General features: G+C 49.1%; 9 protein-coding genes. 2 read left to right on the top strand and 7 right to left on the bottom strand.

Annotated features, from left to right (window positions below; translation table 11 throughout):
• Positions 1-2: 2 nt before the first annotated feature.
• From CLV60_RS24490 to CLV60_RS24485, 3 genes are read right to left on the bottom strand one after another with little or no spacing between them, the layout of a single operon-like run.
• Complete coding sequence (locus tag CLV60_RS24490; RefSeq protein WP_106598019.1) at positions 3-1,430, bottom strand: L-serine ammonia-lyase; 1,428 nt, start codon at positions 1,428-1,430, stop codon at positions 3-5.
• Positions 1,431-1,457: 27 nt separating this feature from the next.
• Entirely contained in the window at positions 1,458-1,616 is a 159-nt protein-coding gene (locus CLV60_RS34310; RefSeq protein WP_170118856.1) for a hypothetical protein, read from the bottom strand.
• Between the two features lie 23 nt (positions 1,617-1,639).
• Positions 1,640-2,080, bottom strand: coding sequence for a DUF6934 family protein (locus tag CLV60_RS24485; protein WP_106598018.1), 441 nt, complete (start codon positions 2,078-2,080; stop codon positions 1,640-1,642).
• 186 nt (positions 2,081-2,266) lie between these two features.
• On the opposite strand from CLV60_RS24485, the gene dtd reads away from it, so the two are divergent.
• Complete coding sequence (gene dtd / locus CLV60_RS24480) at positions 2,267-2,719, top strand: D-aminoacyl-tRNA deacylase (protein ID WP_106598017.1); 453 nt, start codon at positions 2,267-2,269, stop codon at positions 2,717-2,719.
• A 51-nt stretch (positions 2,720-2,770) separates the two neighbouring features.
• Positions 2,771-3,097, top strand: a complete 327-nt coding sequence (locus CLV60_RS24475) for a nucleotide pyrophosphohydrolase (protein ID WP_106598016.1) — start codon at positions 2,771-2,773, stop codon at positions 3,095-3,097.
• Positions 3,098-3,162: 65 nt separating this feature from the next.
• Here the strand turns inward: CLV60_RS24475 and odhB are convergent, their stop codons facing one another.
• The 4 genes from odhB to CLV60_RS24455 form a co-directional block, all read right to left on the bottom strand.
• Complete coding sequence (odhB, locus tag CLV60_RS24470) at positions 3,163-4,740, bottom strand: 2-oxoglutarate dehydrogenase complex dihydrolipoyllysine-residue succinyltransferase (protein WP_106598015.1); 1,578 nt, start codon at positions 4,738-4,740, stop codon at positions 3,163-3,165.
• 47 nt (positions 4,741-4,787) lie between these two features.
• The gene (locus tag CLV60_RS24465; protein WP_106598014.1) at positions 4,788-7,550 is read right to left on the bottom strand and encodes a 2-oxoglutarate dehydrogenase E1 component; all 2,763 of its coding nucleotides are present in this window, start codon (positions 7,548-7,550) and stop codon (positions 4,788-4,790) included.
• 113 nt (positions 7,551-7,663) lie between these two features.
• Positions 7,664-8,593 carry a PorP/SprF family type IX secretion system membrane protein gene (locus CLV60_RS24460; RefSeq protein ID WP_106598013.1) on the bottom strand — a complete coding sequence of 310 codons (930 nt, stop codon included), beginning with the start codon at positions 8,591-8,593 and terminating at the stop codon, positions 7,664-7,666.
• Positions 8,594-8,690: 97 nt separating this feature from the next.
• On the bottom strand, positions 8,691-11,906 hold the full coding sequence (locus CLV60_RS24455; protein WP_106598012.1) for a hypothetical protein: 3,216 nt from the start codon (positions 11,904-11,906) through the stop codon (positions 8,691-8,693).
• Positions 11,907-11,909: the final 3 nt, after the last annotated feature.

The following is an 11,909-nucleotide window of genomic DNA, read 5'->3' as shown; positions in this document are numbered from 1 at the left end:
GGCTAGCATTCGCTTAGACTGATCGGAATATTCACCGCTAGCCCGCCTTCGGAAGTTTCCTTGTACCGGTTGTTCATGTCCAAGGCGGTTTGCCACATCGTTTTCACCACATTATCCAATGAAACTTTCGCATTCTCGGGGTTGCTTTGTAAAGCGAGCTGGGAAGCCGTAATCGCCTTGATCGCCCCCATCGTATTACGTTCGATACAAGGGATTTGAACTAATCCTGCTACCGGATCACACGTGAGGCCAAGGTGGTGCTCCATCGCAATTTCCGCTGCCATCAGGCATTGCTCCACCGTTCCGCCGGAAACCTGTGCCAGCCCGGCTGCTGCCATGGCCGACGACACTCCGATTTCCGCCTGGCAGCCACCCATCGCCGCTGAAATTGTAGCACCTTTCTTGAAAATACTCCCAATCTCACCGGCAGTAAGCATAAACCTGAAAATATCCTCTTCCGTACTACCACAGAATGTAACGTGAAATTGCAGAACTGCGGGTATTACGCCTGCTGCGCCATTGGTAGGAGCCGTAACTACACGGCTGTAAGAAGCATTTTGCTCATTCACGGCCAATGCGAAGCAACTCACCCAATCGAGCGTGTAATTGAAGCCTGAACCGTTCTTGCGGATCAGGTCGATCCATTCGTCGCAGCCGGTGCAGGCATGGCCTTTTAATAATTTCTGGTTCAGTTCGGCAGCTCTTCGCTGAACATTCAGCCCACCCGGTAGCACGCCCCTGTGCTGGCAACCCAGGAAAATACTGTCCTGCATGACGCGCCAGATATTTAGCAGGTCCTTCCGGATCGTTTCATCATCCCGCCAAATGCGTTCATTATCCAGGACCAATTCCCAGATAGTCTTACCGGTAGCACGATGCCAATTCAGCAAATCCGATGCATGGTCGACGGGATAAGGGATTTCCGACAATACCGAACCGCCTGCTGCCTCCCTGCCTTCCTGGATCACAAAGCCACCGCCAATCGAATAATAGGTTTCTTCGAATACTTGTCCATCTGCACAAACGGCCGTGAAGGATACCCCGTTCGGATGAAACGGAAGCGATTCCGTTTTATGAAACACCACATCCGTTTTAGGGTTGAAATGAATCTGCATTTCTCCATGCAGACGGATCGTTTCGCTAGCGGCAATGCCTGCAAGAATGCGATCAATCGAACTCGTTTCGATCGTAACAGGATCGTAACCGCTCAGCCCGAGAATAACTGCGATATCGGTACCATGCCCCTTGCCTGTTTTAGCCAGGGAACCGTAGAGGTGTACCGTCACTTTTTCGACGCTATTCAACAAGCCTTTCTCTTTCACTGCGCCCAAAAACTGCTGCGCAGCGCGCCAGGGGCCTAATGTATGGGAACTCGATGGGCCGATGCCTATCTTAAAAATGTCAAAAACAGAAATGCGTTCGGATGTCATGAAATGGGAAGCGGGCGCTATAACGGCTTATTTGGATGAGCGGTTTAAAAGGTGCTCAGGCACGGGGTATTTTTCCAGAATCTCTCTTGCTTTGGCTGTTTTTACGGGAAAAAGATCGACATTTTTCCATTTGTCAAGGTCAGGGTTATACCTGGGACGAACGATGGGTTGAACCGATTTTTCCATAAATTTTCAGCATTTAATTAAAATTAAAACAATTTGGATACCATGAAAGATTCATAGTCGACATTTTTTTCAAACCTACTCCATTTTCCGTTCCTGAATCCGGCAATGTCGAACTCAGCTTTGATTACATCAAAATTCGTGTTAATAATGAGTCGGTACAGACGGGTTCTGGCCGGAGTACTTCCGGTCAAAAAAACTCTAGCACCGGCATGCTCCGATAGAAAAAAGCGTAAAACCTGTATAACGGTTCCTAAAACCAGTTCGATATCCCCATTGTTGGGTACGGCCATATCATCTATTTCACCGTTTTCCTCGATCCAGTCGCCGAAACCGAGGTTAAATGTAACACCATCCATCGGAGAAAACTGCACCCGTTTTTCAATATTTCCGTTTGGCCCCTCGCTTATAAAAGAAAAAAGAAACTCATTGTCGGTTGAGTTGAACGAATAGTGCGATTGAGCCATTTAGATAGAAATGTGTGCAGTTATATGTATACTCTAATATGCGAAGTCCTTTTCGTCTTGATTTACCCAACCGAAAACACCACCGGCCATATCCATTGAACCATCGGTATTTACCACGCGTTCCAATCCATTTTCCGAGATTCTCCCGTACTTTTACCCCCATTTCGAAGAAACATACATTAACATATGATTGCAGTAATCCAGCGCGTAAGCAATGCTTCCGTGACCATTGAAGGAGAAGTAAAAGGCGAAATCAAAACGGGTTTTATGGTGCTCCTCGGCATCACCCATGCCGATCTGCCAGAAGATATCGAATGGCTGGGGAAGAAGATCGTCGGACTGCGGGTATTCAATGATGAGGAGGGCAAAATGAACCTGGATTTAAAAACAGTAAATGGAGATATTCTGCTGATCAGCCAGTTTACCCTGCACGCCAGCACGAAGAAAGGCAACCGGCCATCGTTCATTGAAGCAGCAAAGCCCAATATCGCGATCCCGATGTATGAAAAAATGATTGAATTCCTGGGTACGGAATTGGGGAAGCCCATTCAGACGGGCGAATTTGGCGCAGATATGAAGGTATCCTTGCTCAACGACGGCCCCGTAACAATCGTAATCGATTCAAAAAACAGAATCTGAAACCAGCCTCCCAAAGGCTCTATTTGCTCATTCACTCATTCAAAATTAAACATGACCATCCAGGAAGCACAGGAACAAGTCGATCAATGGATCAAAACCTACGGGGTAAGGTATTTTTCAGAACTGACCAACATGGCAATCCTGACCGAGGAAGTAGGCGAGCTCGCCCGCATTATGGCGCGTACGTACGGGGATCAATCGTTCAAGAAATCGGACTTGGGAAAAGATCTCGGCGACGAAATGGCCGATGTGCTCTGGGTGCTTATGTGCCTTGCCAACCAGACGGGTATTAATCTTACCGAGGCATTTGAAAAGAACCTGGCCAAGAAAACAGACCGCGATAAGGACCGTCACAAGCAGAATTCAAAACTGCAATAGCCTATAACAGAACAAGCCCGGAAATCCGGGCCTGCTCTGTTATCTATTTTTCCGAAATGATAATATTACATATCCAGTAACAGACGCATCGGATCTTCGAGCAACTGCTTCACACGAACCAGGAAGCTCACCGAATCCTTACCGTCTATCGTGCGGTGATCGTACGACAACGCTACATACATGATCGGGCGAACGACGATCTGACCATCTACCACCACCGGGCGCTCAACGATATTGTGCATACCGAGAATCGCAGACTGTGGCGCATTGATGATCGGCGTCGAAAGCATCGATCCGAACGTCCCCCCGTTAGTGATGGTGAAGGTACCGCCCGACATTTCATCAAGGCCCAGTTTACCGTCACGTGCACGAACCGCCAAACGAACGATTTCCTTCTCAATAGCCGCAAACGAAAGTGTTTCAGCATTGCGGATAACCGGTACTACCAATCCGCGAGGCGTTGAAACAGCCACCGAGATATCAGCAAAATCGTTGTAAACCAACTCCTCGCCGTCAATTTGTGCATTGATAACCGGGAAGTCCTTCAATGCAACGGTTACCGCTTTCACGAAGAACGACATAAAGCCGAGACCTACTTCGTGTTTCTCTTTGAATTTATCCTTGAACTTAGAGCGCAGATCCATCACCGGCTTCATATCCACTTCATTGAAAGTGGTCAGCATAGCCGTTTCATTTTTAACCGCTACCAAACGGCGTGCGATGGTTTTACGCAACGACGACATTTTCTCGCGACGTGAAGCGCGCGCGCCAGACACAGCAGGTGCGGCCGCAGGAGCCGGAGCAGCAGGCTTAGCCGCAGCAGGAGCTGCTGCCGGTGCCGCTTTCTCAGCTTTCAATGCATCGTCTTTCATGATTTTGCCTCCTGAACCCGAACCGTTCACGTCTTTCGGGTCGATTCCTTTCTCCGCCAGGATTTTGGCAGCCACGGGCGAAGCATGTTTTTCGCTATATGCTTTGTCAGCAGAAGCAGGTGCAGAAGCAGCAGGAGCGCTTGCTTGTGCAGGGGTGGCCGCAGGAGCGCCGGCCGTTGCCGCGATGGTACAGATAACTGCGCCAATCGACAGCGTATCGCCTTCTTTTCCTACGATGGTAAGGATACCAGCCGCCTCGGCAGGTAATTCAAATGTTGCTTTATCCGATTCCAGCTCGCACAGGATTTCGTCCACAGCCACGTAGTCACCATCTTTTTTACTCCAAGAAGCGATGGTTACCTCGCTGATAGACTCTCCTACCGCAGGAACTTTCATTTCATAAACCTGACCTGTCGCCGCCGCAGTAGATACCGGAGCTGCTGCCGGAGCTGGTGCAGGTTCAGCCGCGACCGGAGCCGGAGCCGCTGGCGCAGCCTCCGCTTTTGGAGCGGTTTCTTTCGGAGCAGCACCGTTCGCTGCCTCGATAGTCGCGATCAGGTCGCCGATATTGAGTGTATCGCCTTCCTGCGCTTTAATATGCAATATACCTTCTGCTTCCGCGGTCAGTTCAAACGTTGCTTTATCCGAATCCAGTCCGCAGATCACCTCGTCCATCTTCACAAAATCGCCATCATTTTTGAACCAGTTTCCTATCGTAACCTCAGTAATCGACTCGCCAACGGGCGGTACTTTTATTTCAATTTCAGCCATTTTATGTGCAATCTTGTTATCGAATTAAGTCAAAAATTATAGGAATATCATTCAAAAGCTCTGTTGATGATCTCCGCCTGCTCCTTCGTATGGATTTTAGAGAAACCTGTCGAAGGCGATGCACTTGGTTCGCGCGCAATTACCTGCAATGGCTTCACGCCTTTGTACATGCGAAGCATGAACGTCCAGCCACCCATGTTGAAAGGCTCTTCCTGCACCCAGTAAACACTCGCGTTTTCGTACTGAGCAAGGTGCGCGTCGATTTGTGCCTGCGGGAACGGATGCATTTGTTCCAGACGAATAATTGCCACGTCGTCGCGTTTGTCGGCTTGCTGTCTTTCGTACAGTTCATAGTACAGTTTACCGGTACAAAGCAGCACTTTCTTCACTTTCTTCGGATCAGCATAAGTATCACCGATGGTTTCCTGGAACGAACCACTAACGAGGCTATCAATCGGCGAAACGCACAACGGGTGACGCAGCATCGATTTCGGCGACATCACGATCAACGGCTTCCGGAACGGGAACTTCAACTGCCTGCGGAGCAAGTGGAAGAAGTTAGCCGGCGTAGTTACGTTCGCCACGATGATGTTATAGTTTGCCGAAAGTTGCAGATAGCGCTCCGGACGTGCATTGGAGTGCTCCGGTCCCTGGCCTTCATAACCATGCGGCAGCAACATCACCAGACCTGTCCAACGATCCCATTTGGTTTCGCTTGACGTTACAAACTGATCGATAATTACCTGTGTACCGTTGGCAAAGTCGCCAAACTGTGCTTCCCAGATTACCAGCGCATTCGGGTTCGCCATGGAATAACCGAATTCAAAACCTAATACACCGTACTCCGAGAGCAGCGAGTTGTAGATCATGAACTGGCCCTGGCCATCCTGAATATGCTGTAAGCTGTTATATGAAGCGTTGGTTTCTACATCACGCAATACCGCATGACGGTGCGAGAATGTACCACGCTGCACGTCCTGACCGCTCAAACGGACGATATTACCTTCTGTAAGGATCGAACCGTAGGCGAGCAACTCGGCAGTAGCCCAGTTCACTTCCTTTTTATCGAAGATCATTTGCTCACGGTCTTTGAGCAACTTATCGATCTGTTTCAATCTGTTGAAGCTCTCCGGAGTGGTGATCAGCGCTTTACCGATTTTTTCGAGCACTTCGAGAGGTACACCCGTTTCTGGTGATTTCTCAAAATCTTCCGGTTTTGATTTACGCAGGGTATGCCATTCCTGTTCCAGTTTTGGCATCGTGTATGGCAATGCTTTCTGTTTCACCATATCAAGGCGTTCTTGTAGCAATTGCTTGAACTCCTTGTCCATATTGGCCGCCAGTTGTGCATCCACATCGCCGCGCTCAGCCAGTGTTTTCTGGTAGATTTCGCGCGGGTTCTGGTGGTTCTCGATAGATTTATAAAGAACCGGCTGCGTAAATTTAGGTTCGTCCGCCTCGTTGTGTCCGTGGCGGCGGTAGCAAACCATATCAATGAAAATATCCTTGTTGAATTTTTGACGGTACTCCACCGCAAGACGCATACAGTAAACAACTGCCTCCGGATCGTCGCCGTTGACGTGCAATACCGGTGCATCTACGATTTTGGCAATATCCGTACAATAAATCGACGAACGCGCGTCAACGAAGTCGGTTGTGAAACCAACCTGGTTGTTGATCACAAAATGGATGGTACCACCGGTGTAGTAACCATTCAATGCCGACATCTGAGTTACCTCATAAACGATACCCTGGCCCGCCACAGCTGCATCACCATGGATCAATACCGGCAACACGCGATCATAATCGCTGTCGTACATGCCGTCAGCACGCGCACGAATGTAACCTTCCACTACCGGGTTCACCGCTTCCAGGTGAGACGGGTTCGGTGCGAGTTTGAGGTGTACATTGTTCCCATCCTTGGTGGTGATCTGGCTCGCGAAACCCATATGGTACTTCACGTCCCCATCGCCCCAAACCTGGTCGGGCAGGTTACCTTCAAACTCGTTGAAGATCTGTCCGTAAGTTTTCTGCATGATGTTCGCCAGCACGTTCAGACGGCCGCGGTGCGCCATACCGATCATCACTTCCACCACGCCCATTTCAGCGGCTTTGTTGATCATCGCGTCCAGCGCGGGGATCGTCGTTTCGCCACCTTCCAGCGAGAATCGTTTCTGACCGAGGTATTTGGTGTGCAGGAAGTTTTCAAAAACAACCGCCTCATTCAGTTTTGAAAGAATGTGTTTTTTCTCATCGATCGAGAAACTCATCGTCAGAGCTTCCTTCTCGATTTTTTTGCGCAACCAGCTCTTCTGCTCGCGGTCACGGATGTAGAGATATTCGAAACCAATATTTCTTGCATAGATCGTTTGCAAAGCATCTACGATCTCACGCAAGGTGGCCGGACGATCAAAGACCTCAACACCTGCTTCAAAAACGGTATCGAGGTCTTCGGGGCCAAGATTAAAATCAGCAATGTCCAATTGCGGGCGACGGTCTTTCCTTTTCTGGATCGGGTTCGTAGTCGCCAGAAGGTGTCCCCTGGACCTGTATCCACGAATCAAATGCACCACTTCCATCTCCTTCCGGATGCGTGCAGGATCCACTTTCCCAACTACCGCAGCCTCTTTGCCGTTAGCAGCACCATTGGAATGTCCGTTACCGGTAGCAGGGAATTTTTGGTAAAAATCATAACCTTCAAAAAACTTCTGCCAGCCTTCGTCTACGGAAGCTGGATCTTGCTTATAGGAATTGTACAATTCATCGATATAAGCGGCGTCGGAATTTGCTATATAAGTGTATTTATCCATCACAAAAGTGAGTATTTCATTTACGGCACAAAGGTACGAGACTTATGTAAAGATTACGAATAAAAATATCCTTTTAACTTAACGCGAAAGTCGATTTGGAATGGTTATCGACATTAGAATTTCTGAAATCCTTTGGGATTCGGAATAAATTTCAGCATGAGCTCGTGGATCCCTTTCGGTCCTGAATAGGATGCGTAGATCTGTTCCACCTGCCGTGTGCTGTAAAAATACCCCAACCGTACGTTTCTTCCCAACTGAGCCTCAGCGGTTAACTGTAAATAATCCACTTTTGCCGAAAAGGAATTGTACCCGCCGCCTACCCGGTATGACGCGCCCAACCCTACCTTCTCCCTGAACCAGAACCGTGATCCGAAATCAACCCTCAGCTTGTGATCTTTTTCCTGGACAAACAGCACATGCGGCAGCATCATGACATCCTCGCTCAGATCATGACTTCCGCCGGCGGTAATGTAGAGCGGTCGGCGATAAAAGCTGCCAACGACCTGGTCGCCGAACTTTTGCGAAAGCACTTCCGGCTTCGAAACACCGAAATACAATTTTTCGGACCGCAGCCAGGCACCCAGGCCAAAACTGCCCAACGCGCGATTATTGCCGATCGAAATTCCATCCGAAACCGGCAGGACGTTGATTCCCCCCTGGGCGCCGAGGCCCAGCTTCCACGTATCGGACAAGCCGAGATGAAATGCAAATGAGCCTACAAAGCCGGTAGTCGTGAAATAGCTGGTCTGGTCGTTCAATGCCTGAAAGCCTATCCCGAACTTGCCGTCGGCGATGGTACCGTCGGCGGCAAAGGTCTGGCTGGTAGGAGAATTGGGGATATTGAACCATTTCCTGCGAAAAATCGCAGTCATATTAAAGTCCTCGCGCACGCCCGTAAATCCGGGGTTAATCGACATCGGGTTCTGAACATATTGTTCGTACAGCACTTCCCGCTGCGCCTTGGCCGCACCGAAGCTCGCAGCCAACAATACTCCCGACAGAAAAATCCTTTTCGAATAGTGATGTGTGTTCTTCAAAAACATAGCACTGAAATGGGTTATTTTAAACAAAAATGGCAGGAGAGTGAGTCCCTGCCATCTTAATAACTCTTGAATATTACTTTTTTACTGCTGAATCAGATCAAAAATCGTAACCCAGTGTTACGTAAGGAATTGGCTTGTTGGTGTAACCGTTATCAACTCCCCAGGCGTAATCAAATTTGGCATAGAAACCGAACAATGTCGTCCTCACACCGGCACCATAGCCCATCAGGTAAGGGTTCTTATAATTGGTAACCGTCGCCCGGAATGTCTCGTTAGCATCCCCGATGATCTGGGTATTCAAACTGTTGTTTTCGCTGAAAGGACCTTTGCCCGTCCATGCCGTGCCGATATCACCGAAACCAACAATCTGGAAGTTTCGCAGGAAGCTGGACGTGATGGCACCGCGGTAGAGGTATTTCACCAGCGGGATTCTCAATTCCGCATTCAGCAACATATAACTTGTACCCGACAGCCTGTTAAGTTTAAAACCACGCAGGTTCGTAGCAAAATCAGCGAAGAAAATGTCGCGGTTGTCGCGCTGGAAATTCAGTGGGTTATCTCCGCTGCGGTTCTCCTTCCGGTTGCCTAGCCAGTTTTCCATGCCGCCCAGGATATTCTGCTTAGGCGCGCGCCCGCCTGAATGGCTAGCCGCCGCACGCACTGCCAGGATCAGATCGCGGTGGATTTTCTGATAGTGCCGGAAGTCGAGGCTCACGCGATTGAAACTCTCGTTTCCATTGCTCAAACCCTGGTAGAGGTCGTAACGCAGCTTGAAACGCGTTCCTTCCATCATATTCATACCGTTCACACGGGTGTTATCAAACACAAACTCGCTGCGCACGCCTCCGTAATTCGACGACAGGTCCGGATTAGGCAGCAGCACGTCGATCATTCTCGTAGACGTGAACATCGGCGATACCGAGAAACGGCTCGTGGTTGAGAAAGGATAAGACGCCGTGAACATCAGTTGGTTGAACCGATATTTCTGAATCAGGCCCTCCGAGTCATTGTACAATGTTTTTCTGTCCACTCGCAAGCCGAAATCGATGCGGTAGGTATTGTTGTTGTATTCGGCAAACAAATCGCTGTTGCGGAAGTTGGACGAAATGAAAAGCCCGGCCTTGATGACATGGTTTTCGAGCAGGTCGTTCATCGAAATGGATTGCGCGTAGCCAAATCCCCGAATCGGATCAATGCGCCAGTCAGAACTTGCATCATTGGTAATAAACAACCCTTTATAATTGTATGGCCCTTTGATCGCGATATTTTCACGAACCGCCTTTGTGCGCGAGGCTACGCCAGGCGTTGTAGGGAAGTTTCCACGGTTTCTTCTCGATTCAAAGGATTTCAAAACATCTTCATCGAACTCATAGTTATCCGTATCCACCTCGCCGTCTTTCAAGGCCAGTTTCTTCGGCTGATCTCCCTGCGCGGCTTTCGCAGCCGAATCTGTTTTTACCGCATTGGTTGCAGCGCCGTTGGCAGAAGCTCCTGCGCTGGCAACGCTCAATGATGGCGGGTTAACCGTAGCATTAATATCAAATCCATTTTTAAACGCAGCGGTGTAGTAGCCGTCATTCAAATAGGTATAGGCCAGCGCTCCGCCCGGCGCTTTCAGATTCACGTCAGCATTACGGATGTTTTGAATGTAGTTGGTCAGCTGCGAGCTGGATTGAGATGCGCGGTTATACTTATAAAGATTATTGACGCCCTTTCCATTGGACAGGTAAACCACGTCGTTCTCGTCGGCATACACCGGTGTTATCTTGGTTTTGCCTTCCGACTCCACCAACTTGACAATGTTTTCTGAGCGCGGCGTTCCGTCGTGTTCGAAAAGCGTATAGGAAGGCGCAATGGATTTGAAGTTTCCTTTATCTCCTCTGCCCAGTGAATCTACTGGCCGGTTGGAAGAGAAAACCACCCGGCGGGAAGAGCCCTGTATAAAACGTGGGGAAAGGTCATCATAAAGGTCATTGGTGAGCGGCAATGCAGAAGCCCGGGCTACGCTGATAAGGAAAATGTCGTTTTGGCCAGCCTTATCAGCACTGACAGCGAGCATCGAACCGTCATGCGACACGTCCATATCGACAATCTGATCCAGTCCGCGGATATTGCGTTTTGTTTTAATCTTGATCTTTTTAGTACCTACATTTTCATAGCGGTACAGGTTCTTTTTGTCGTTTTCGTTAGCCAGAATTGTCAGCTCATTGTTTCTCGACCATCCCAAAAGCGGCGGCTGCGTTTTCATACGTCCACCGATAATATCCAGTTTGCCCTGGCGTACGACCTTTTTGGAACCCGATTCACTATCAAACAAATACACCCGGTAACGCCCGTTTTTGATCTCGCTTACCGCCGTGAATTTCTTATCCGGCGATACTTTGATCACCGCACTGGCATCGGTCACATTGAATTCGTTGAGCTTGTACTTCCAGGTAGGATTAGGATCCGAATAGAATTGCTCGGCATTCTTGGTCTGGTTCAGGTAATAGGCCCGCCAGTCGCGAAGGAATCTGTTGTAGGATTGCACACCAAGCGTACTGGTGATACTGGTTTGCTCGGTGCGGATAATGCGGGTGAGGTTGAGAATGTCGGAGATTTTATCCTTCCCATAACGCTCGGCAATGTAATTCCAGATTGAATGCCCGATCAGCGTCGCGTCGTCGCCCGTCATGAGCGTAGGCTTACGGATGTTGCGGTTTTTGAAGAAATCGCGCATGTAATCGTTCAGCTCCGGCGACCAGCCCTCCGCTATATAAGCTGCCGTTCCCGACATAAACCACTCCGGCAGCGTAAGCAGCAAGGAGCTTTGCAGCGCCTCTTTCATATTACCGCCATACAGCATATCATACACAAAAAGAAGGCTGATATCCCGCACGAGCTTTTTACGAAAACCGATCTGATCACCCGTATAAGCCACCTCCACACGCGACTGCGAGAGGTTAAGTTTCTGGTCCGAAAGGTTATCCAACACCGAAAGCCCCATGTTGCTCTGTTCGAGCTCCGCGGGTGAGTTGTACAAGAATATTTTTACACGATTATAAGGCGTCCAGCCCAGCACGTCGGTGATTTTATCAAATTCACTTTCTGCATATTGCGCCGTCAGTCTGGCAAGATTCGTGCCGCCCTGGTAGTGATAGATTTCAAAGTTGGTGGTCCGGAAGATCTTCCAGTTGAACTTCTTATACTGGACCCGGTTCTTTCCAAAAGTCTCCTGTGAAGGATAGCGCTGTGCTATTGAGTCGTTGAATAATCCAAAAACTGCTAAAAGACCGATCGAAAAGGTTAAAGTGTAAATATATCTTTTGCTCATATT

Source organism: Dyadobacter jiangsuensis, from assembly GCF_003014695.1.
Taxonomy (GTDB): domain Bacteria; phylum Bacteroidota; class Bacteroidia; order Cytophagales; family Spirosomataceae; genus Dyadobacter; species Dyadobacter jiangsuensis.
This window is presented reverse-complemented; position numbering and strand designations above follow the sequence as displayed.

Coding starts and splice junctions, on each gene's coding strand:
- CLV60_RS24490 (WP_106598019.1), bottom strand. CDS start 1,430: ATGACATCCGAACGCATTTCTGTTTTTGACATTTTTAAGATAGGCATC.
- CLV60_RS34310 (WP_170118856.1), bottom strand. CDS start 1,616: ATGGAAAAATCGGTTCAACCCATCGTTCGTCCCAGGTATAACCCTGAC.
- CLV60_RS24485 (WP_106598018.1), bottom strand. CDS start 2,080: ATGGCTCAATCGCACTATTCGTTCAACTCAACCGACAATGAGTTTCTT.
- dtd (WP_106598017.1), top strand. CDS start 2,267: ATGATTGCAGTAATCCAGCGCGTAAGCAATGCTTCCGTGACCATTGAA.
- CLV60_RS24475 (WP_106598016.1), top strand. CDS start 2,771: ATGACCATCCAGGAAGCACAGGAACAAGTCGATCAATGGATCAAAACC.
- odhB (WP_106598015.1), bottom strand. CDS start 4,740: ATGGCTGAAATTGAAATAAAAGTACCGCCCGTTGGCGAGTCGATTACT.
- CLV60_RS24465 (WP_106598014.1), bottom strand. CDS start 7,550: ATGGATAAATACACTTATATAGCAAATTCCGACGCCGCTTATATCGAT.
- CLV60_RS24460 (WP_106598013.1), bottom strand. CDS start 8,593: ATGTTTTTGAAGAACACACATCACTATTCGAAAAGGATTTTTCTGTCG.
- CLV60_RS24455 (WP_106598012.1), bottom strand. CDS start 11,906: ATGAGCAAAAGATATATTTACACTTTAACCTTTTCGATCGGTCTTTTA.